Source organism: Shewanella sp. MF05956 (assembly GCF_059758055.1).
Genome location: NZ_JCAYNV010000004.1, coordinates 309,266 through 332,488, shown reverse-complemented (window position 1 = coordinate 332,488; position 23,223 = coordinate 309,266). Strand labels below are relative to the sequence as shown.

21 protein-coding genes are annotated in these 23,223 nt (G+C 41.1%); 4 read left to right on the top strand and 17 right to left on the bottom strand.

Features of this window, described 5'->3' with window-relative positions; translation table 11 throughout:
- Positions 1-246: 246 nt before the first annotated feature.
- The 3 genes from AC19MX_RS06900 to glnB form a co-directional block, all read right to left on the bottom strand.
- On the bottom strand, positions 247-948 hold the full coding sequence (locus AC19MX_RS06900) for a SapC family protein (RefSeq protein ID WP_498297245.1): 702 nt from the start codon (positions 946-948) through the stop codon (positions 247-249).
- A gap of 216 nt (positions 949-1,164) precedes the next feature.
- Entirely contained in the window at positions 1,165-2,451 is a 1,287-nt protein-coding gene (locus tag AC19MX_RS06895) for an NAD(P)/FAD-dependent oxidoreductase (RefSeq protein WP_498297243.1), read from the bottom strand.
- Between the two features lie 76 nt (positions 2,452-2,527).
- The gene (glnB, locus tag AC19MX_RS06890) at positions 2,528-2,866 is read right to left on the bottom strand and encodes a nitrogen regulatory protein P-II (protein ID WP_124017158.1); all 339 of its coding nucleotides are present in this window, start codon (positions 2,864-2,866) and stop codon (positions 2,528-2,530) included.
- A 221-nt stretch (positions 2,867-3,087) separates the two neighbouring features.
- On the opposite strand from glnB, the gene AC19MX_RS06885 reads away from it, so the two are divergent.
- Both AC19MX_RS06885 and AC19MX_RS06880 read left to right on the top strand, forming a co-directional pair.
- Positions 3,088-3,609, top strand: coding sequence for a GspH/FimT family pseudopilin (locus AC19MX_RS06885; protein ID WP_498297241.1), 522 nt, complete (start codon positions 3,088-3,090; stop codon positions 3,607-3,609).
- A gap of 117 nt (positions 3,610-3,726) precedes the next feature.
- Positions 3,727-4,239 carry a GspH/FimT family pseudopilin gene (locus tag AC19MX_RS06880; protein WP_498297239.1) on the top strand — a complete coding sequence of 171 codons (513 nt, stop codon included), beginning with the start codon at positions 3,727-3,729 and terminating at the stop codon, positions 4,237-4,239.
- An 88-nt stretch (positions 4,240-4,327) separates the two neighbouring features.
- Here the strand turns inward: AC19MX_RS06880 and AC19MX_RS06875 are convergent, their stop codons facing one another.
- The 11 genes from AC19MX_RS06875 to murJ form a co-directional block, all read right to left on the bottom strand.
- The gene (locus AC19MX_RS06875; protein ID WP_498297237.1) at positions 4,328-4,726 is read right to left on the bottom strand and encodes a type IV pilin protein; all 399 of its coding nucleotides are present in this window, start codon (positions 4,724-4,726) and stop codon (positions 4,328-4,330) included.
- Positions 4,723-8,247, bottom strand: coding sequence for a pilus assembly protein (locus tag AC19MX_RS06870; protein WP_498297235.1), 3,525 nt, complete (start codon positions 8,245-8,247; stop codon positions 4,723-4,725). The genes AC19MX_RS06875 and AC19MX_RS06870 overlap by 4 nt, the downstream gene beginning before the upstream one ends.
- The gene (locus tag AC19MX_RS06865) at positions 8,237-8,701 is read right to left on the bottom strand and encodes a pilus assembly PilX family protein (protein ID WP_498297233.1); all 465 of its coding nucleotides are present in this window, start codon (positions 8,699-8,701) and stop codon (positions 8,237-8,239) included. Before AC19MX_RS06865 ends, AC19MX_RS06870 begins: the two co-directional genes overlap by 11 nt.
- A 30-nt stretch (positions 8,702-8,731) precedes the next feature.
- On the bottom strand, positions 8,732-9,715 hold the full coding sequence (locus AC19MX_RS06860; RefSeq protein ID WP_498297231.1) for a PilW family protein: 984 nt from the start codon (positions 9,713-9,715) through the stop codon (positions 8,732-8,734).
- Positions 9,716-9,724: 9 nt separating this feature from the next.
- On the bottom strand, positions 9,725-10,276 hold the full coding sequence (gene pilV, locus AC19MX_RS06855; RefSeq protein WP_498297229.1) for a type IV pilus modification protein PilV: 552 nt from the start codon (positions 10,274-10,276) through the stop codon (positions 9,725-9,727).
- A gap of 248 nt (positions 10,277-10,524) precedes the next feature.
- On the bottom strand, positions 10,525-11,484 hold the full coding sequence (gene ispH / locus AC19MX_RS06850) for a 4-hydroxy-3-methylbut-2-enyl diphosphate reductase (protein ID WP_498297227.1): 960 nt from the start codon (positions 11,482-11,484) through the stop codon (positions 10,525-10,527).
- 9 nt (positions 11,485-11,493) lie between these two features.
- A complete protein-coding gene (gene fkpB, locus AC19MX_RS06845; protein ID WP_432399276.1) occupies positions 11,494-11,937 on the bottom strand; it encodes an FKBP-type peptidyl-prolyl cis-trans isomerase in 444 nt (147 codons plus the stop codon).
- Positions 11,930-12,442 carry a signal peptidase II gene (gene lspA / locus AC19MX_RS06840; protein ID WP_498297265.1) on the bottom strand — a complete coding sequence of 171 codons (513 nt, stop codon included), beginning with the start codon at positions 12,440-12,442 and terminating at the stop codon, positions 11,930-11,932. The genes fkpB and lspA overlap by 8 nt, the downstream gene beginning before the upstream one ends.
- 22 nt (positions 12,443-12,464) lie before the next feature.
- A complete protein-coding gene (gene ileS, locus AC19MX_RS06835) occupies positions 12,465-15,287 on the bottom strand; it encodes an isoleucine--tRNA ligase (protein WP_498297225.1) in 2,823 nt (940 codons plus the stop codon).
- Positions 15,288-15,319: 32 nt separating this feature from the next.
- A complete protein-coding gene (gene ribF / locus AC19MX_RS06830; RefSeq protein ID WP_498297224.1) occupies positions 15,320-16,255 on the bottom strand; it encodes a bifunctional riboflavin kinase/FAD synthetase in 936 nt (311 codons plus the stop codon).
- 148 nt (positions 16,256-16,403) lie between these two features.
- Entirely contained in the window at positions 16,404-17,963 is a 1,560-nt protein-coding gene (gene murJ, locus AC19MX_RS06825; protein ID WP_432399280.1) for a murein biosynthesis integral membrane protein MurJ, read from the bottom strand.
- A gap of 259 nt (positions 17,964-18,222) precedes the next feature.
- On the opposite strand from murJ, the gene rpsT reads away from it, so the two are divergent.
- Positions 18,223-18,489, top strand: coding sequence for a 30S ribosomal protein S20 (gene rpsT / locus AC19MX_RS06820; protein ID WP_160053085.1), 267 nt, complete (start codon positions 18,223-18,225; stop codon positions 18,487-18,489).
- 395 nt (positions 18,490-18,884) lie between these two features.
- On the opposite strand, the gene AC19MX_RS06815 is transcribed toward rpsT, so the two are convergent.
- Positions 18,885-19,181, bottom strand: coding sequence for an ArsR/SmtB family transcription factor (locus tag AC19MX_RS06815; RefSeq protein WP_160053136.1), 297 nt, complete (start codon positions 19,179-19,181; stop codon positions 18,885-18,887).
- A 134-nt stretch (positions 19,182-19,315) separates the two neighbouring features.
- On the opposite strand from AC19MX_RS06815, the gene AC19MX_RS06810 reads away from it, so the two are divergent.
- Entirely contained in the window at positions 19,316-20,761 is a 1,446-nt protein-coding gene (locus tag AC19MX_RS06810; RefSeq protein WP_498297222.1) for a M20/M25/M40 family metallo-hydrolase, read from the top strand.
- A 116-nt stretch (positions 20,762-20,877) separates the two neighbouring features.
- Here the strand turns inward: AC19MX_RS06810 and yaaA are convergent, their stop codons facing one another.
- Both yaaA and AC19MX_RS06800 read right to left on the bottom strand, forming a co-directional pair.
- A complete protein-coding gene (gene yaaA, locus AC19MX_RS06805) occupies positions 20,878-21,654 on the bottom strand; it encodes a peroxide stress protein YaaA (protein ID WP_498297220.1) in 777 nt (258 codons plus the stop codon).
- Positions 21,655-21,755: 101 nt separating this feature from the next.
- Positions 21,756-23,192, bottom strand: coding sequence for an alanine/glycine:cation symporter family protein (locus AC19MX_RS06800; RefSeq protein ID WP_498297264.1), 1,437 nt, complete (start codon positions 23,190-23,192; stop codon positions 21,756-21,758).
- Positions 23,193-23,223: the final 31 nt, after the last annotated feature.

Genomic DNA, 23,223 nt, shown 5'->3' with positions numbered 1-23,223 from the left:
GCTGTTGTATCAAAGCAGCCCAATCTTGATGTGAACGTGTAGCCATGTTAACTCCTGATGTCATTATCAGTCGTTAAGATAAAGGCTCGATGAGCGCAGTTGAAGACGTACTTGCCCGGACGCTTACCTTAGCACTACTCACCATTTCACTTAATCCCTTAAACATCTTAAGCTTCTTAAAAGCTAGCCATAAAAAAGACACTCAATAGAGTGCCTTAGTTATAACGGTATCAATAAGCTAACAGATTATTTACTTTGCATTTCAACCCTTGCAAGACGATTAACTTGATTTAACGAACCTAAATGGCCAAAGATTGGACCTAATAAGCCACGTTTTTTCAAGTCTAAAAATTCTTCGTCAGTTAATGCGTTAAGCTTTACTTCATCGATAACATACAAACCATTGATATTGCGCTTTTCGCCAGCCACATCTACAGTAAGTGTTTGATTAATCAATAAGCCCTTTTCATTTAAAAAGCCTAAAATGCCGCGAGTGGTTTGGTCTTGCTCATAGTGACTAATCAGTGCTTTCTTACGAGCCTCTAAAAACGGTGTTTCTTTGCCGTCTTCAAACAATGCTTCGCCATCAGTTTTGCTGACTTCTTTTGCTTCTTCACGGATCCCTATCCACACTTTGTCTTTCACATCAGGATTAAGTACTAATCCAAGTGGGTAATCGCGCACTACTGCAGGAATATACAGACCTTGCCACTTGCCATCTTTGACACTTAAGTTTTGCCCAGGCTTTAAACCTAACATCGCAACTGATTGAAATACATTAGTATCGCTATTTTTAACAAATACGATTGGGTATTCCGTAGCCGCGCGACTGATTTCATGAAGTGTTACTGGCACAATATGTTGCTCAGACACATGTGAGAAGTCACTTGGGATCAGCTTTAAATCACCATGTTTTGTTTGTTCTAATAGCGTAATTTGGTTTTGCATCTTGGCTCCCTGAGGCACTGATTATCTTCTTTGACGTACGTATAGCGTAATTGCGATACAAGAGTTAACAACTCGTTAATAACTGAAACTACCAAGATCAATCTTAAATTCAAGTACATTTAGATTAAATTGCGCTTATCATCATCAAAAGCTGCTTTATTGTGCAATAAAAAGGGCTTTAGCAGTAATAAAACCCTTAAGCTGGCTAAACGGGCATTAATGTAATTTAAGCTTAGGACGCTGCCAACGTAGTAATTTTTGTGCAATACGATATACAGAAGCAGAAAACCAACCATATAAGCTGGCTAAATGTCGTTGATATAACGAGATATACATTAAGCGTGCTACGTGACCTTCTACGAAAAAATCACCAGAGCGTAAACTCCCCATCAAATTACCGACCGCTGAAAAACGGCTTAATGAAACCAATGAACCATAATCTTTATACTCAAATGGCTTTTCTGGCTGCAATTTCATTTTTAAGCACAAATTAGCATATAGGCGGTCTGCCATTTGCGCTGCAGCTTGGGCACGAGGTGGAACCGGTTTACCTGATGGTAATATCAATTGCGCGCAATCGCCTAACGCATAGATATCGTTGAACCCTTTTACTCGCATGCAGTCATCAACATCTAATTGATTACGTGGTGTCACAGGGAGCTGAGTAAAGCTCTCGAATACTTTTGGCCCTTTAACGCCTGCAGCCCATACTTTAATATTGGCTTTAATGATATCACCCGTTGCGGTCACAAAGCCTTCTTTAGTGACTTCTTTGACTTGCACGCCAAGATGGAGTTTGACACCGAGCTTTGATAATACCGTTTGTGCTCTTGCACTCACTTGCTCTGGCAATTGTGGCAATATTTTATTCGATGCTTCAATCAGGTTAATGTCTAAATGATCTTTCGAGATGTTTTGATAGCCGTATTCTTTTACTGACTCAATAACATGATGAAGCTCTGCCGATAGCTCAACCCCAGTCGCTCCCGCGCCAACAATACCAATCCCCAACTGATCTTGGGTTTCATTAAGTTGAAGCAAGGCATCCATCAATTTGTGGTGAAATAAATTAGCACTATCGAGGCTGTCTAAGAAAATACAATGTTTCTCAGCGCCAGGCGTATTAAAACTATTAGACACACCTCCTAAGGCTAACACCAATGTGTCGTACTCAATTTGGCGAGCGGCAATGATCTGTTCACCATCATCGTTATAGACTGGGGCGAGTTGAATTGTTTTGGTTTGCGGGTCACATTGTTCAATGGCTCCGCGAATATAGCGATAACCATTTTTAAGGCCATGATCGCGATATTGTAATCCTTCGATGGATTGGTCTATCACCCCTACGGCAACTTCATGTAATTTAGGTTTCCAAATGTGTACGGTGTTTTTATCAATCAAACTGATATCGACCAAAGAATTGTTACCGAACTTACGCCCTAATTTTGAAGCCAATGCTAACCCTGCTGCTCCACCGCCTACAATAACAATTCTTTGCTGCATAAATGACCTCTGAACACCTTTATTTTAACAATGTGACTACAAGATAAACGAACATAAAAAAAGGCCCCTGTGGGCCTTATACTGCTTCTTCGTTTTCTTCACCGGTACGAATACGGATAACTCGCTCTACATCGGTAACAAAAATCTTACCATCACCAATTTTGCCTGTTCTGGCAGTATCAACGATGACATCGATAGCACGCTCTAGCAGCTCATCTTGAATCACTAGTTCAATTTTAACTTTAGGCAAAAAATCAACCATATATTCTGCGCCACGATATAGCTCAGTGTGGCCTTTTTGACGGCCAAAACCTTTTACTTCTGACACTGTCATACCCGTAATGCCAATCTCAGCGAGTGACTCACGCACATCATCCAATTTAAATGGTTTAATAATGGCTTCGACTTTTTTCATTACATACTCCTGTCATCGGCTAAATTGTTGGTTAAACATATGTCGTCGTTGACGTTTATTGCAACCAAACTGCTTGCAAATATCTTACTTGAATCTGCAGCTAATTGTCGCTGCTATTTTACGTATTTAGAAAAAGATATTTCACAGCAAAAACGCTGTTCATTTTCTATACTAATTGACCCCGTAGCAGGATGCTGCAACTAGATTAAGGATGAACTGTTATGCCTTACACTAATACTAAAGGCTTTAATCTTATCGAGTTAATGGCTACCCTTTCGATTTTTAGCTTGTTAACGCTGATAGCCCTCCCCTCTATGTTAGCGATAAACCAAAACGTGCGAGCAAAAAGCAATATAAGATTAATTCAAAATACTTTATCTTTTGCAAGGAATACTGCCATAAACTATGGGACAAGAGTAACCGTTTGCCCTATATTATCAGGTAAATGCAATCCAGACTGGTCTATTGGCTTAACGGTATTTATTGATTCTGGAAAGAAAAATGTAATTGATGGAAATGATGTTTTATTACGAGAAACAAATGAATTTAATAAAAATGATATAATACAGTACAACCGTAAATCGATAAGGTTCCAACCAGACGGGCTAGCATCAGGTACAAATGGAACACTAGTGTACTGTCCTGATGACATTAATAATCAATACTCTAAAGCAGTGATAATCAATCAGGCGGGAAGAATACGCTTTTCTAAGAAAAAAACTATTGCCTGTAAACCAAAATAAACACCGTGCAAACGATAAGTACATGATGCGAAATAAAAAACATCATGTATTTAGCATAATCCTTAGTTATACTGAGTAGTATTAAACTAATCACCTATTAGCTATAGGGTAAACAATATGAAACGTGTCGAAAAAGGATTTACTCTTATAGAGTTAATGGTAACGGTTACGATTGCTATTATTCTCGCAATGGTCGCAATTCCTTCATTAAGTTCTGTATACGATAAGGTCAGAGCTTCTAACTCGATAGACTCGATAAAGTCATCGTTCATATTTGCCCGCTCTCAGGCGGTAAGTTTAGGAACGCGGGTTACAATTTGCCCTTTATCAGGATCTACATGTGAGACTAACTGGGAAAACGGATACAGTATTTTTATTGATAAGACTCCTTTCGGCTCAAAAGAAAGTACAGACACAGTATTAAAAGAATTTGGCGCGTTTAATACGAATGACTTTATAGGATCAAGTTTTTCAAGCTTAAGTTATACTCCCGATGGTATGACAACCAACAATGACGTTAATACAATGCATTATTGTCCTACATCTAAAACAAGCAAAGATTCAAAAGGCTTTTCTATTGGTGTCTCAGGGAGGCTCCAAACAATTACTACTTTGGTAAATTGCTCTTAACATTTCACCTATATTTAGCCATAAAAAATGGATGTAGAGTATATGCTTTACATCCATTTTTTAATGCGAGGTTAACTACACTAAACTATCACCAACAAGCCGCTGGTGCTTTAGCACCTGTTGAACTGAGTGTAATAGAAGCACAAGCAGAATCTCTTGTTGCCTGAACACCTTGAGCTGTTGCAATAATAGAGTAACCAGTAGCAGTTAATGTTGTATCGATTTTATAAAATTTATTCTCTACTTCCCAAGGATCCTCACTTAATCCGAGTTTAGTCATATCATTAGTAAATATACGATGATCAATATAATATTGCTCTTGCAGGTTAGCAACATGCATTAACCCAGCTTGTGCATCTGCTCTTGCACCTTTAGCCACAAATTGTGAATATGAAGGATAAGCAATTGCAGCTAATATACCTACAACGGCAACCGATATCATCAACTCGATAAGTGTAAAACCGTTACTTCTAGAATAATTCATCATTGATTCTCATTAACATGATAATAAATTCGATTCACGCCTAAACCGTTCCCGATACATTTTTCATCACCCGCAGCGCAGCCATCATTTTTATACTCTTCTTTCTTAATCATATCATTGGCTGCATCACCAATTCCGATTAAATACATATAGCTATCACTAGTACCATTTTTAGGGATTACCAAAGTGGGAGTGTCAGGCACTTGCTCACCGGTTTCAAAATAATCTTTCGAATGACTATAGGTTCGTATACCTTTATGCAAATTAAAACCATATAAACGTCCTTGCCCTGGGACGATACAAGCGGTTACTGAAGCTCCAGTTTGCGGTACATAGGAAGTAAAAAATACTTTCCCATTTGCAATCGTCGATGCCGATAATGACTTTTCACCTACAGAACTAAAATTATAATACCAACCTCGTTTCTTACCAAAATCGCCATTTTGGGACTCCGTTATCGGTGGCGACGTTGTTACATCATAAAGATTCGTGAGCTGTAATACTGAAGGCACAGAGTTATCTGCTGCTGAACTAAATGATTTAGAAACAATATTACGATCTTGTAATACGAAGAAACTATCTTTTCTAACCTTATCCAAAGGGTGGGGTCTATGACCAGAACCAATCGTTATTGCATCGTATGGGATTTTTTGATACTCATATGTCGTTTCATCTGGATCATCTGTCGTATAAACATGAACATTACTAAATTCCGTTTGCGCAACTACAGGCTCAGAGAAAAAACGAATATCCGTAACAGCGGAGCTTTTATCGCCAAGACTTGCAAATTTAAAAGCACTCCATGGATCAGTAGATGAAGTAGGTAAACCAGGCATATCAATACGCCATACGTTGGCACCTGTGTCTGTTGCATAAATACGATCTGTTAGCTGATCGCTATTACTGTCTAAGACTGCTACCGAGTTCGGGATACTATCAACTAATCCAGGCATATTAGTATTTGTACCTGATGCACCAAAGCTATGTACTCTAGTACCGGTATCTGCATCGATAATATATACACCAATACCCGAACTATTGCCTGTATCATTAGCACCTACACTAGGACCATCTTTAGTGGTTGGGTTATAACCAGCACCAACGATAAGAACAGGTTTCGCACTACTTGCGGTAAGGGCGCCAGATGGCCAACCAGGAACTTTAGTAACAACTGGCTTAGACCAAGATTGCCCCATGAGAGGAAAATCAGCGCTTCGTGATATCCATTTTAAAGATGGTGAGTCTGGAATAGTAATATCGAGTGCATAATAAGATGAACCACCACGTCTCATCCCAAAAAATATCCATGCTTTTGTTATTGCGCCACTAGAATTACGCTCAACATACGGCACAGGGGTACCATCTAAACCATAAATAGAATGCACCCCTGTTTTAGGGTTATCCCTTAATCCTTTAATATTTTTAAGAAGTTCTGAAGGTAAAAATGCCCATGACTCAACCACACTATCACTTTTACCATCAGCACTTTCGATGTCTTTAAACATGTGTAAAAAGCCATGATTGGTCCCCACAATCACCCTATTATCAGGTGATGCCTCTGTGCCAAAGTTAATCACTAAAGGCCTTGAGTGTAATGGATCCCCCATAATGTCGGGGCGGATATATGGTGCGGTTGCATCATCTGGATCGACCTTGTCTTGATCCAGATTAACTCCTTTAGCCCAATTCAGCATACTATCAATGCTACCAGTGGTTATACCCATCGCGGTTGCTAGCTTTGTGTCATTATTTAAAGTACTGTTTAATTGAATATTCGTTTTAGACAACGCGACTAAAGCACCTGAAGCACCTGTATTGGTAAGCACTTTTCGTGTTGAGACTGAAGAGCTATAAGTCGATCTTAACTTAGCGGCAACACCACCAACGGATGCATCAGCTGCATTATATTTAGCTGAAGAACAAACTATATCATCAGTCCACAGTGAACAAGCTGTTTTAGAGAGAGCACCGGCATCGTCAATTGCGTTAACACCATTTTTGTCAACTAACGTGCCATCGCCTTTAACCTTGAACTTTTTAATATTGCCGGCCCAGCGCGGTCCTGTTGAAGGAAGAAACATCGCAAAATAGGCTGCATTGCCTGTTTGAGTTTTATCTAAAACAACCGATGGAGACGAGAAGCTTGCACTGTCTTCTTGAATAGCAGCCAGAGCAGAAAGCAGTGAAACTTGTAGTGCTGCTGCTGAAGTGGCTTCATAAAACTTACCTCCGCCTAACAATGCTGTTTTTTCAAGTAACGGTTTAGCATCTGCCGCACCCTCACTAAAACCAACGGTATATGTCGTAACAGTTTGATCACCTGCTATATTAGGATTAACATCGTTTCTAAACATCCAACCGGCTAAGGCGGGAAGTAAATTCGTAGTTGTGTCTCTCCCCCATACAACATCGACACCATCAGCTATTTTTATACCCGGCAATAAACCAATGGAAGTATTAGCAGCGGTATCATTATTTGGTATTCCGTCTGTGACATAGATAATAGATGCTTTCGACTGGCATTTTTTATCTGCAAAAGGGGATATATAATTAGAACCACTTTCTATACTTGTATCATAAGTTGGATTGCCAGTAGAACCACTTGTTTCTCGACTAAATTTTCTTGGTTTTCCATAAAGGTAACTATATGCTTCGAATAATGTTTCACATAACGGGGTATAGTTTCCATTTATCGATATTGAAGCTTTTACTGTATTGATTAGTGAATTCTTGTTTGAAATATTACCAGGCTTAATACCAGAAATAATACGACCGCCATCCTGACTATTATTACTATTCTTATTAAAAATCGCTAAACCGAAGTCAACACCAGGAGTGTTGACAATCATTTCTTCAATAACACGTTTCGCTACATCCATTCGCGTGTAAGGAGTCCAACGACTCTTGCCATTAGGTTTATTCGAATCATGATGCCAAGCTATATATTCCGCGGTATAGAGATAAACAGGTTTACCCAGGCCAAACTCTGTCAACTTTGCTTTTTCAATATCAGAGTCGTATGCAGACGCTAAACCATCTACAGGAAACCCATTACTAACACCAGAGGCATTTTTGTTATTGCTTTCTGCAATGTCTTCATAGCAATCAATGGCTGTCATTGCTGTTCCATCTGTAAGTGGAAATGACGCCCACTTGGAACTTTTGTACTCACGAAAATACCCTGTATAAACCCCATAACTGGTTAAAAAAGTTTTAGAAGATTCGCAGCTATTTTTAGAATTTAAGAAGTATTGATTACTCGATGCTAAAGGCACATCGGCAGCATCATAGGAATAATATATTTTAGTATTATTCGAAATGCTTGGTTGATCATGAAAACGAGGTGCTGTAAAGGGGTTATCTCCCATACTCCCTGACGTATCTAGAATAACTAATACTTGTGGATTATCTTGGCTTCTAATTGATGCTTCCAAAACATACAACTCAGTATCGTCGGCTAAGCTGTTTGCTGACGCACCTATAAAAGCAAATCCTATTGCGATACAAATATGCTTAATTAACATAATAACTCCCTGCATTCACTTCTTGTTCAATACCCGATGTGACAGTTAATTGCCCTAAACCACTGCGACCAAATGTAGCTGAGCTAGAGATTTCTAGGCGCCGGCACTTCACGAGATTAGCCCCAAACACATTAGTTTCTGAGCGCTGGCACCCAACCTCAATACCAGGGCTACTAATCGGTAAAGCGGTTATAACTTGTGTCCCGGTTAATTCAGTACCATCCGTAAAAACAATACTTGTATCAAATTTTTTCGCCTTACTTTGTGAAATAATGAGGTCTATGGCACCATTCGCTTGTGACATAGCAGCTAAACGATCAGTGCCAGCACCTGCCATCCTAAGCGACTGTGTTGAGTTTACTGCTAACGCAACACCAATAATGGTCATTAACACTAAAATAATTAATGAAAAAAACAACACTATACCTTGTTGCTTTTTTAAAGATGTAATCATTACATTTGCCTTTTAAATAAGTTATTAAAACTAACTCTTTATTAACACTGGATTTTCTAACACCACGGTTGTAGACATAACTTTTCGACGATATTTGTCATCTAGCGGACCAATGGTCTTATCACCTAATTTATAAATAATCTCATTTTTATAAGATCTATCTTCTTGAGACGTTCGCACTAAAACGAAAAGTTTTATCGCAACTAATCTTTGAAACCCTTGGTTATCCCACATCAGCTTAGTCACAGCACTTGCCGGTATAAAACTATCGGGTGAGGAATCTCCGTTGTTATCAAAACCGTAAAGAATCCTCATATTTTCTATACCTTCAACTAATTGATCTTCGTTATTCATACCGTTTTCAATAGTCAAAGTTTTTCGCCTTAAAACGGGAACATCTGCTTCATCATCTTTAATAAAGTAAACATGATGTTGGTATTCCCAAAGTCGGCTGTTCAATATATTTGGTACAGTACCATTGCCATTGAAAAAATTTATCTCATTAGCTGCTACAGCAGCATAATATCGAGTAATTTGCCTATCGGCTGCAGGTACAGAAGGTCCAACTAATCGTTTAATTTGAATAACATCAGTATTATCATTAGGTGCAAAAGAACTGCCACAACTTAACGCTGGGCCAGAGGCTGTTTTTTCATATCCCCACAAACGCCTGAAGTGACCCGAAACATTGATTGGGAACGTTGAATTATTAATACCGTCACCAACACAATCATTCGTTACCGTTGTCGCGCTTACGGTTGCATTAACGTTAAAGATTAAATCAGCTCCAGTAATATCGCCCATGAATCCTAACTGACTGATATCTTTTTCCATTAGCGCAAGCGCAATACGTCCATTTTCTTGGAGCTCACTAAACTGACTAGTCGTGGTGACGTTACTTGAAGACATATTGAACATGGTAAAAAGGCCAGCAGTTAAAAATAAACTGATCAGCATTGCAACCATCAATTCGACTAGTGACATACCGCTTTGTTTATAAATATTTAATTGCATTTTCCCCACCTAAATTATAGCCGTTCTGACTTCAAATATACGACGTCTCTTGTTGTTTTCTCCGCACTGAATTACTTCTGCACTGTGCCCAGTGCTATCTGTAGACATTTCACGAATGCTTTTCCAAGTAATAACAACGATGACTTCCGTCGGCTTTACGAAAATACAAACAACAGGAGTGTCTAATCCGCCCACATTCACACCTGAACTTTTTTCATTCGATCCTATGAGCTCTGTTTGCCAATCATATACATCCCATGCTTTTAATTCTGCAGGTGTACATAAATTAGCACCGGTACAGAGCTTAGTGGGGGCGGATAGTGACTTGCCATCATAACTGATTCCACTAACTGACCCATAGGAGCTTAGCTGACTTCGATTTAAGCGCATACGATTAATGATGTCATTGGCGTAATATGAGGCTTGAGTTTGCTGAAAAGATTCAAAACTGCCCTGCTTAGACACAATATGCAGATTAAAAATGCCAATAAGGCCTATCACCAGAATAACCAGTGACACCATTACTTCTATTAAGGAAAATCCATTCCTTTTAAATGACATCAGCGCCAAACCTCCATGAAAAGGCAATCAAAATATTGGTTTGCCTTAAACCTAATCTACTGACAATTGCATTAACCATTTGTAATAATAACTGAGTTAAATGTAATCAGTAAGTAGCATTGATATATATTTACATTGATTTAAAAAGTTAACATCTAATCAGTATTATACTCGGTTTACCGCGCAAGTACAAAAAACCCGCAACCTAAATTAAGTTGCGGGTAAGTACATCTAGATTATTGAATTTATTATCGTAATTCAGCAGGGACAGCAAAGACGGTGTCTTCTTTTCGACCTTCAACTTCGGTAATAACACTCGGTGCTAATGTAGCGATTGCGTTAACGACCTGTTGTACCAAAACTTCTGGTGCTGAAGCGCCTGCGGTAACAGCTACTTTTTTTACACCATCAAACCACACTGGCTCAACATCAGCAGCGGTGTCGACTAAATAAGACTGGGTACCGGTTTTTTCAGCAAGTTCACGTAAACGATTTGAGTTAGAGCTGTTTTTTGACCCGACAACAATAAGCAAATCGACTTCAGCTGACATGCTACGTACCGCATCTTGTCTATTTTGAGTGGCGTAGCAAATATCATCTTTACGCGGACCTTCAATAGAAGGGAAGCGTTGCTGTAGAGCCGCGATGATATCTAATGTGTCGTCCACTGAAAGCGTCGTTTGGGTGACAAAACATAAGTTATCAGGGTTATTGACCTTCAGATTATTCACATCTTCTGGTGACTCAATCAGATAAACACCGCCCTTGGGATTATCATACTGCCCCATGGTGCCTTCAACTTCTGGATGACCTTCGTGACCAATCAAAATGCACTCAATACCTTTCCGGCTTGCACGTGTCACTTGTAGATGCACTTTAGTCACCAGCGGACAAGTCGCATCAAAGACTTTTAGTCCACGCGTTTTGGCTTCTTTTCTTACTGCTTGTGATACACCATGGGCGCTAAAAATAACGATGCTATTATCTGGCACTTGATGGAGCTCATCAATAAAAAGCGCACCACGTTGCTTTAGATTGTCAACCACATAACGATTATGCACCACTTCATGGCGCACATAGATAGGAGGCTCAAACAGCTCTAGAGCACGCTCTACAATACTGATAGCGCGATCAACCCCAGCACAAAAACCACGAGGATTTGCAAGTAAAATGCTGAGTTCTGGCGATGTTGGATCAACTTTCAACATGTTATACCTTTATTCCGTAATAACACTGACCACTTCAAGCTCAAATGTAATGGTGTGTCCTGCTAGCGGATGATTTAAATCAACGGTAATCGAGTCACCGGCAGTGTCACGGACAATACCAGGGATTTCACTGCCACCCGGGCCGGCAAAACTGACAATGACGCCCGCTTCCAGTTTCATGTCTGCAGGGAAACGACTGCGATCCATATAATGAATTGCATCTGGGTTTGACTCACCAAACGCATCTTGTGGTGCGAGCGTAAATTGATGCTTATCACCCGCTTTTAAACCTTTAAGCTGAGCTTCAAATGCAGGGCTTAAACTGTTGTCGCCTATATTTAAACGAGCAGGCTTTCCCGATGCTTTGGTGCTGTCAGCGGTAGAACCATCTTCTAAGACTATGTTCATATGACACAGTAACGCTTGGTCATCTTGTTTTGTTAAATCAGTCACGACTAGATTGCTCCTCTGATGTTTTATTATCAGGCTTAAACGATTCCCAAATAATCAATATCGCGCCAACAAATATGCCAGCATCTGCGATGTTAAAGGCTGGGTAATGGCTGGTATTCCAATAAAAATCGATAAAATCCACAACAAAGCCGTGCATTAAGCGATCAACTAAGTTGCCTAGAGCACCACCAATCACTAAGGTGAACGCTAAATTACTGCGCCACATGGTGTGTGACTGTTTACGCAGCCAAATAGTCAACAAAGTACTAAAACCAACAGCTATAACGGCAAAAAACCAACGCTGCCAACCACCTGCATCATCGAGAAAACTAAATGCAGCTCCGTAATTTCTTACGTAGGTAAAGTTAAAAAACGGCAGTAGCTTTACCGAGTCATACAGTTCGAAATTAGCGATGACCCATTGTTTAGATAGCTGATCGGCTAAAAACACCAATGCAGCTACCCAATACCAACGCAAGCCACTGTCTTTCCAAGTTAATGGCACAGAACTCATTATTGTTATTCCTTTAAGCGAATTCGCGCTGCTCGCCTTCACCTTCAATATTGGTCACACAGCGTTGACACAATGTTGGATGAGCTTCAATGGTGCCGACCTCTTCACGATAGTGCCAGCAACGCTCACACTTCTCGGCGCTACTTTTGGCAACGACCAATTTAAGCGAACTTAATTCAGTTTCGATGGCATCGCTACCGGCTTGCGACATATCCGCAACCGCGGCTTTAGAGGTAATAAGAATAAAGCGTAATTCATCACCCACTTTAGCTAACTCGGTGGCTAAATCAGCATCGGCGAACAATGTCACTTCAGCTTCTAATGAACCACCAATACGTTTGTCACGACGAGCTTGTTCAAGTACTTTGTTAACTTCATTACGGACAGTTAATAGTTTATCCCAATAATCATCGCTTAAATCTGTATCAAGCGTGACCGCTTCTAAGCCTTGGTACCATTCTTGGGTAAACACATACTTTTCACGTTTACCTGGCAATAATTGCCACACTTCGTCAGCGGTAAAGCTTAAAATGGGTGTCATCCAACGCACCATTGCCTCAGCAATATGGTAAAGCGCAGATTGACAGCTACGACGAGCATGCCCTTCTTGCTTAGCGGTGTACTGGCGATCTTTAATAATATCAAGATAGAAACTGCCTAACTCAACTGAACAGAACTGCATCAGTTTTTGAGTCACTTGGTGGAAGTTGTATTGATCATACGCTTCAATGATTTCTTGTTGTAATGCAGCTGCACGACGAACAACCCAACGATCTAACGCGACCATATCTTCTGATGCAATCATGTCAGTTTCAGGGTTGAAGCCATTTAAGTTAGCCAACAAGAAACGCGCAGTATTACGAATGCGGCGATATGCATCTGCACTACGGTTTAAAATCTCGTCAGATACGGTCATTTCACCGCTGTAATCTGTCGCAGCAACCCACAGGCGTAGAATATCAGCACCAAGCTTATTGATTACTTGTAATGGCGCAATCACGTTACCAACAGATTTTGACATTTTGCGGCCTTTACCATCAACGGTAAAACCATGCGTCAATACTTGCTTATAAGGTGCTTTACCATTCATCGCAGTAGAAATCATCAATGATGACATAAACCAACCACGATGCTGATCGCTTCCTTCTAGGTACAAATCAATGTCATGTCCATGAAACTCAGGACGGGCAGCAACCACTGATGAAAATGATGAACCTGAGTCGTACCATACGTCTAAGGTATCAGTCACTTTACGGTACTGGTCCGCTTCATCACCTAACAATTCACTTTCGTCTAAATCCCACCAGGCTTGAATGCCTTGTTGTTCAATACGATTTGCGACGCGTTCCATTAATGAAACACTGTCTGGATGCAATTCATCCGTTTCACGGTGAACAAATAACGTAATAGGGACGCCCCAAGTACGTTGACGAGAAATACACCAGTCAGGACGGTTTTCAACCATTTTTTCGATGCGGCTTTGACCCCAGTCAGGGATCCATTTTGTTTGCTCGATTTCTTTTAGTGCTTGAGAACGCAGACCGTGGTTGTCCATAGAGATAAACCACTGTGGCGTAGCACGGAAAATAATTGGCGTTTTGTGGCGCCAGCAATGCGGATAGCTATGACGATAAGCAACATGCAGTAATAATGCGCCTTTTTCTTCAAGTAATTCCACTACGCTCGCATTGGCTTTAAATACATGCTGACCAGCAAAAAACTCGGTGTCTGGTTTGTAAACACCATTGTCACCAACTGGGTTTGCGACTTCTAAGCCGTATTTCTGGCCAACCACAAAGTCGTCTTGACCATGACCAGGTGCTGTATGAACAATACCGGTACCAGCGTCTGTAGTCACATGATCGCCAAGAATAGCTGGCACATCAAACGCATAAAATGGATGATTAAAACGCATCAGCTCCAGCTCAGCGCCTTTAACTTCACCTAAAATAGTATGTGACTCGGCACTATAACGCTCTAAGCAAGACTCAACTAAAACTTGGGCCAAAATAAGCGTGGTAGCTTTACCCTCTTTCACAAATTCAACCAAGCTATAATCTAACTCAGGGCTAAGTGATAGCGCGCGGTTAGCAGGTATAGTCCATGGCGTTGTGGTCCAAATAGCCATTGCAACAGGTTTAGTGTAATTTTCAACACCAAACTTAGCCGCTACGGCTGCAGCATCGACGGCAAAAAAAGCTACATCGATGGCTGGAGAGGTTTTGTCTTCGTATTCAACTTCTGCTTCTGCAAGTGCTGAACCACAGTCGGTACACCAATGCACAGGTTTAACACCCTTATGCAAATGACCACTTTCAATCACTTTGGCTAACGAGCGAACAATATTGGCTTCAGTTGAAAAATCCATTGTTAAATATGGGTTTTGCCAGTCGCCTAGTACGCCTAAACGAATAAAGTCGTCACGCTGACCTTCAACTTGAGTGGCGGCATATTTACGGCATTCTTCACGAAATTCTGCTGCAGAAATTTTAACCCCTGGCTTACCGACTTTTTGCTCTACTTTCAGTTCAATCGGTAAACCGTGACAATCCCAACCAGGAATATAAGGTGCGTCAAAACCTGACATGGTTTTAGACTTAATTATAATGTCTTTAAGAATTTTATTTACAGAGTGACCAATATGAATGCTGCCATTAGCGTATGGAGGGCCGTCATGCAAAATGAAAGGTTTACGACCAGTACGGCTATCGCGGATCTGTTGATACAGCCCGTCTTCCGTCCAACGATTTAACATTTCTGGCTCGCGATTTGCCAAATTACCGCGCATCGGAAACTCAGTTTCCGGCAAATTCAAAGTAAATTTATAGTCGCTCATTGATCCCATACCGTTATTAAAGCTGATTAGTTTCAGCTAGCATCGTTGCTAAACAAAGCGCGAGCTTCGTTCGCATCATTTAAAATTTGTTTTTTTAGCGCATCCAATGATTCAAAAGGTTGTTCATCACGGATTTTTGCTACTAATTCTACTTCCACTCGTTTGCCGTATAAGTCACCGGAAAAATCAAACAAATGGACTTCTAATCTACAGGTTTGCCCATTCACTGTCGGTCTAAAACCCACATTGGCAACGCCTTCATATACATCACTGCCATCCCAATACAAACGCACAGCAAACACGCCGCGCACCGGAACCACATTTCTCTTTAACGCAATATTTGCCGTTGGAAACCCAATCGTGCGGCCCAATTTTTGCCCATGGGCAACTCGGCCACTTAATATGAATGGATGCCCTAATAAGCGTCTTGCTTGCTCTAAATGCCCTAGTGCAAGGTGCTCTCGAACGGCAGTAGAACTCACCCTTAACGATCCCACCATAAAGCTTTGAGTACTAACAACGGTAAAACCAAACTTTTTACCCGCCTCAACCAGCATGTTAAAATTACCCGCCCGGCCTTGACCAAAACAAAAGTCATCACCGACAACCAGGTACTTAACACCAAGTTTTTTAACCAGTAAGTCTTCAATAAAGGCTTCTGCTGGCTGATTGGCAAATGCGGCAGTAAAATTTATACACAACAACTGATCAACTTTTAGCTCGTCAAGTAACCTAATTTTATCGCGTAAAAGACTTAAACGAGCCGGAGCATCTGCACCACGAAAACGTTCTTGAGGCTGAGGCTCAAAAGTCATTAACGTAGCAGGCAGTTGAAAATGACGCGCTTTATTAACTAAATTGCTTATCACCTGCGCATGGCCACGATGGACACCGTCAAAATTCCCAATAGTTAAAACGCAACCATGATGAGAAGGTAAAATATTGTGTATACCGCGGATTAATTCCATTGCACTCAATAACTGCCAATTGTAAATCGGCAGATTATATACCCAAACCAATGTTAGATGCGAGTTTACAGCTCAGTTTATTAACGCCATTTTGGCGCATCTACGATTGTTTGAATGTTAATTTACGTCACTGAGTGAGTGTCGCTATTTATGCACTGCGTTTAATTTTCCAAGGACGAACGCCTAGCATCAATAAACTCAACAGGTAAACGAGTGCGCCGCCTACAATAAGTTCAATTAACATCATCATACGTTCAAACGTCTGCCACTCAAGCCATTCACTGACTTGCGGCATAAAATAAAGGATGGCCGCTGTCATGAATGCAGTTGAAATAATGACTTTACCGGTAAAAAATAAAGTTTGGCGAGTCATTTTATATACCCCAGCACGGTGTAAGCCGCGATAGAGTAACCCAGCATTTAATAATGCAGACATTGATGTCGCAATGGCTAAGCCAACATAACCAAATGGAATAGCAAAAATGAGGTTAAACACCATGTTACTTACCATGGCAATGATGCCGTATTTAACGGGTGTTTTGGTGTCTTGGCGTGAGTAATAACCTGGCGCTAACACCTTAATCATCATAAAGCTAAGCAAGCCACAGCCATAAGCTACTAAACTGTATGACGCCATTTCAACATCATTAATCGTAAATGCGCCGCGCATAAACAGCACCATCAACATGGGTTTGGCTAAAATAATTAACCCTAACATCGCCGGTGCGCCTAACAGCATGATGGCTTTAACGCCCCAATCCATTGTTTGATTAAAACCGCTGCCCTCTGCATTCACATGCTTTTGTGATAACGCTGGCAGAATGACGGTCGCAATGGCAATACCAAATAGTCCCAACGGAAACTCGAGTAATCGGTCTGCGTAATACAACCAACTAATTGAACCTGTCATTAAAAAACTGGCGATAAAGGTATCAAACAATAAATTAATTTGCGAAACCGACACGCCAAACAGCGCGGGGATCATTAGCGTTCTGATTTTTACTACACCAGGATGGTGCCAACCCCAAGAAGGTTTAACTAAGGCTTTCTCTCTGATCAAGAAAGGAATTTGGAACAAAAACTGTATCAAGCCACCCGCAAATACGCCCCACGCTAAACCTATTTCTGGGTTTTCAAGCGTATGTGCATACCACATCGCAACAGCAATAATCGCGACATTTAAGAACACGGGAGTAAATGCCGACACCGCAAACCGGCCTCGAGTATTTAATATGGAACCGGCCAAAGCAGTAAAGGTAATAAACCAAAGATAAGGAAAGGTAATTTTTAGCATTAATGATGCTAACTCGAACTTTTCCGCATTAGGGCCGTCATTTAACCAGTCTAAAAACCAGCCGCCACCAAACAACGCCGCCAAGACAGGTGAACAAATAACACCAAACAAAGTCACAATGGTAACCAACACACCTAAGGTACCCGCGACCTTACCGATCAACTCGCGCGTGTCTTCTGGTGTCATTTTTTCTTGATATTCGGTTAACACAGGCACAAAAGCTTGAGCAAAAGCACCTTCGGCAAATAAGCGCCTTAAAAAATTAGGGATTTTATTGGCAAAGAAAAATACATCAGCACTGCTACCTGCACCCATTAAATTAGCAATCACCACGTCGCGAACTAAACCTAATACTCGCGAAATCAGTGTCATAACACTCACAATTAGACCTGATTTAAATAATTTTTTGCTCAAACAGCCCCCAGACTTACGGTCACTTCTAACAAAATTGATGGGATTTATATAAATATTCGATTCTAGCTCTGTCACACAGGCACAAGAGCTGGTAGAATTGCGCCACATATTACACGAGTTGGGTTGAAGATAGGCATGCTAGGTTGGATTAATTTATCTTTATGATAAATATTCAATTGTAGTCGTTGACAAGACGACGAAAAACAGGCATATTCCTCGGCCTTTAAAAGTATCAAATCCAGTTTTTAGGAGTTGCACCTTGGCTAATAGCAAGTCTGCAAAGAAGCGCGCGCTTCAGTCTGAAAAGCGTCGCCAGCATAACGCTAGTCGTCGCTCTATGTTACGTACATACGTTAAAAAAGTCATCGCTGCTATCAAAAGTGGTGACCATAAAGCGGCTACAGAAGCATTCGCTACTGCACAACCAATTGTTGACCGTATGGCGACTAAAGGCCTTATTCACAAGAATAAAGCTGCTCGTCAAAAGGCACGCTTAAACGCAAGAATCAAAGCACTAGTTGCTTAACTCTTACGATTTAAGATTTTAAAAAACCGGCTTAGGCCGGTTTTTTTATATCTTAAATTCCCCATCTAGAATATGTAACCGCAATTTACGCATTACGAACCTTCCCTTGTGCAATTAGCTACAACCAGCCAGTTTCATCCTTGCGTTATTCAATGATGTATACGTTGATTGAACGAATAGAAATTATCAATGTTGTAGATTTGAATGACAGAATGAAGTCAATGCTGAGTTAGCGACTTGGTTGATACTGATATAAGCACCGTTCACTGACGTTTTGAGTTGATAGCGTACACATAGATATGATTAAAGGACGGGTAAAAATTGATAGGCTCTTGCTCACGCATAAACGCGAAACGTCTTAATGAGTAATTCATTAAGACGTTCGTGAGATGATATTAATGGCAATACATATTATTTAGCACTTGGATCAGCTCTTTTACCTCATCACTCTTTAATGAATAAAAAACGGTCTGTGCTTCTTTCCTAGTACACACTAAATTATCTTTTCGAAGCCATGCTAAATGTTGAGATAAGGCCGACTGGCTCAATCCCAATTTTTTGTTCATTTCTCCGACACACATTTCACCCTCATTAAGAAGGTGGCACAAAATAAACAATCTACGTTCATTTGCTAATGCTTTTAGCAACACTACTGCATGATCTGCTTGATGCTGCATTTTTTCTATATTCATCACGAGTATGTTCTCCTAAATCTAACCCCGCACTAATATAGCGTTCCCTTACAAATAGAGTCGGGACATAAAGCACACTTTTTGGTAGATTGTTGTAAAAAGTGAGACTTAGCTAAAATAATCAAAGGAAACTCATGAAACACTTTCAAACGGCAAGCCTCGTCGGCGCCATTTTTGTCGCATTGGTTGGCTGTCAAACCATTTCGCCAGTTAGAACCACAACACCAACATTGGTGATTAATAACTCCGATGATGCTCAAATTAGCCAACAATTAGCTAAGCAGGCGTTATCGTCACGCTTAAGCTACGACATTGTTGAATCGCTTACCGTAGAAGTTGGACCTCGATTAGCAGGAACCGATAAAGATATCGTCGCTGTCGATTGGGCCATGGAAAAGCTTTGGCTAATGGGGTTCGATAAAGTTTATAAAGAGTCGGTACAAGTGCCTGCTTGGTCACGCGGCTCAGCCCATGCCAGTATCGTGTCACCTTATGAGCAACCGTTAGTGGTTACGGCGCTTGGCGGTAGCGTAGCTACGCCAGTTAATGGTATCCAAGCCTCTATCGTGCGTTTTGAAAGCCTAGAAGAACTTCAAAATGCCTCTCCAGGTCGGATAGAAGGCAAAATAGTATTTATCGATCATAAAACTGAACGTCATATTTCTGGTAAAGGTTACGGCGAAAGTGTTGGCGGACGTTCACGTGGTGCGGTGGCGGCGGCTGAAAAAGGCGCAGTAGCCATTGTGATCCGCTCAATTGGTACTGATCATGACAGAATGGCTCACACAGGCATGATGCGTTATGAAGAAGGGATCCCAAAAATTCCTGCTGCGGCCATGTCTAATCCTGATGCCGATTTAATTAATGCCATGCTAAAGCGCGATCCTAATATCGTGTTGTCATTAAATATGACTTCTGAAAACCAAGGCATAGCGACATCATATAACGTGATTGCCGAAGTAACCGGTAGCAGTAAGCCTGATGAGATCGTGCTAATTGGTGCACATTTAGACTCATGGGACGAAGGCACTGGCGCAATTGATGATGGTGCTGGTGTCGCCATTGTCACCACGGCGGCTAAACTGATTTTAGACTTACCACAAAAACCAGCTCGCACAATTAGAGTGGTGTTATTTGCCGCCGAAGAAGTTGGTATTGTGGGTGCTAAAGCGTATGCAGAACAACATGCTGATGAGTTAGATAAACACTATATTGCCGCAGAATCTGACTTTGGCGCAGGTCCTGTGTATAAAATCGATTTTAACGTTAATCCAGATACCTTTGAGCAAGTGAAACAAGAGCACTCGGCGATGACGTTATTTGGCGTGCAATTAGGTAATAATGAAGCATCCGGTGGGCCTGATGTGTCCATTATGCCAGCACTCGGTGTACCTGTGGCATCACTCAATCAAGATGGTACCGACTATTTTGATTATCATCACACACCGAATGATACCCTGGATAAAATTGATCCTAAAAAGCTCGCGCAAAGTGCAGCGGCATATGCTCAGTTTGCTTATATGATGGCACAGTCAGAAATTGACTTAAGACCGATTAAGCAAAAAGAAATTCAGCATTAAGCACATAATGAGTTAACAGCACCAACGAAAAAAAGCCCTTAGTTAACGTTTAACTAAGGGCTTTTTGTTGTCTATTTGCACTGAATGAACATAGATTACAAGGTAGAAAGCTCTGCTTATTTTTGTTCATCGCGTAAAAACACGGGTTCTGTCGGAGTGGATAGCGCTTTGTTGTAGTAGTAGCCTTCAAGATCAAACTGGGTCAGTTGCTCGATACTTTTAGGTTGAGTGTCGACAATATAGCGGGCCATCAAGCCACGGGCTTTTTTGGCATAAAAACTGATCACTTTAAATTGGCCATTTTTACAATCTTTAAACACCGGCGTAATGAGCGTTCCTGCGAGTTGTTTAACCTTAATAGATTTAAAATACTCATTCGATGCTAAGTTAACAATAATATCGTCACCCTGCTCTTTTAATGCTTTATTCACTTCGTCAGTAATGGTTTCGCCCCAAAAATTATAAAGATTACTGCCTTGAGGATTTGCCAACTTGGTGCCCATTTCTAGGCGATACGGTTGAATTAAATCCAGAGGTTTAAGCAAACCGTACAAACCAGACAAAATTCGCAAATGTTTTTGGCTCGCATTTATTTGTGGGTCAGATAAATGGTCGGCATCAAATCCGGTGTAAACATCCCCTCTGAAAGCAAAAATAGCCTGCTTGGCATTTTTTAACGTAAAGGGAGGCTGCCAGTCGGCAAAGCGTGCGGCGTTTAATCCGGCAATGTTGTCGCTCACTTTCATTAAGCTGGCAATGTCCATTGGCGTTAGCTCTCGACACACGTCGATCAATTCTTGGCTTTGCTTCAACAAAGTCGCTTGAGTAAACGTATTGGTGATGGGAGGATTGTCGAAATCCAATGTTTTAGCAGGTGAGATTAAAACCAGCATAAGTGCACTCCAAATAAAATCATGGCTTTATGATACTGAACTGACATAAAAAAACCATGCCGAAGTCGCATGGTTTTTTCGATTACCTTAATAGGTAAATATTATTTTTTAACCGCGTCAGCAGAACTCGGCCAAATTTTATCTTCTAACTGATCGGCTAATTCAGGGAATTTACTGGTGTCAAACTTAGGGTCAATGCCTGCATCGATTTGCTCACGATAATCATTAATCACTCTTACCGCTAAACCAGATAACAAAACTAATGCCACTAAGTTAACAATCGCCATCAAACCCATTGAGACATCCGCTAAATCCCAGACTAAGCTAATTTTTGCCATAGAACCGAACATCACCATGGCCAAAACAACTAAACGGAACGCAGGTAAGGCTTTTTTGCTGTTACCAGACAAAAACATTACGTTAGTTTCAGCGTATGAGTAATTAGCAATAATCGATGTGAAACAAAACAACAAAATAGCAAAAGCAATAAATGCCCCACCCCAATCGCCAACATGGCTTGTTAATGCACTAATGGTTTTTGCGATACCGTCAGAACCTGCGGCGGAATCACCAGAAAGTAAAATAATTGCCGCGGTAGCGGTACAAATCACGATAGTGTCTACAAACACCCCCATCATTTGCACAAAACCTTGTGACGCTGGGTGATTAGGATTAGGCGAAGCACTTGCGGCAACATTTGCCGCACTGCCCATGCCCGCCTCATTTGAGAACAGGCCACGTGCAATACCGGCTTGCATTGCTTGAGCAACACTATAGGCAATACCACCAGCAGCGGCTTCTTGCCAACCAAATGCACTGTTTATCACGAGCATAAATACATCTGGCAGTTTTTCAATATTCATCGCAACGACGACGAAAGCGATAGCAATATATGCAATTGCCATCACGGGTACGATTAACTCAGAGGCTTTAGCGACTTTCTTTAACCCACCAACAATCACAAATGCACTGCATATCACTATGCCGATACCAACATAGATAGGTTCGAACCCAAATACTTGAGTCATCGCACCGGTAATGGTATTGGCTTGTACGGCATTAAACACTAAACCAAATGCCAAGATTAAGAAGAACGAGAACAACACACCCATCCAACGTTGTCCTAAGCCTTTTTCCATATAATAAGCAGGACCGCCACGATATTGTCCGTCACCATCTTTAACTTTATAAACCTGTGCCAGTGTTGACTCAATCATAGCCGTAGCCATACCCAAGACGGCAATGGCCCACATCCAAAATACTGCGCCAGGACCTGCGGTGCCAATGGCAACCGCAACACCGGCCATATTACCGGCACCGACACGTGCAGCCATGCTGGTACAGAAAACCTGGAATGATGACAGCCCGTGCTTACCTGGGCGACGGCTTATGGCCAACACTTTAATACCATGAACAAAATGGGTTATCTGTATAAAGCCCAGGCGAATAGTGAAAAACAGACCTGCACCCACCAGCCCATAAACTAACAATTTGCCCCAAAGCAAACTGTTCATGAAATTAACAATCGTTTCTAACATTGCCATATTGTTTTATCTTCCCCGTTATAAG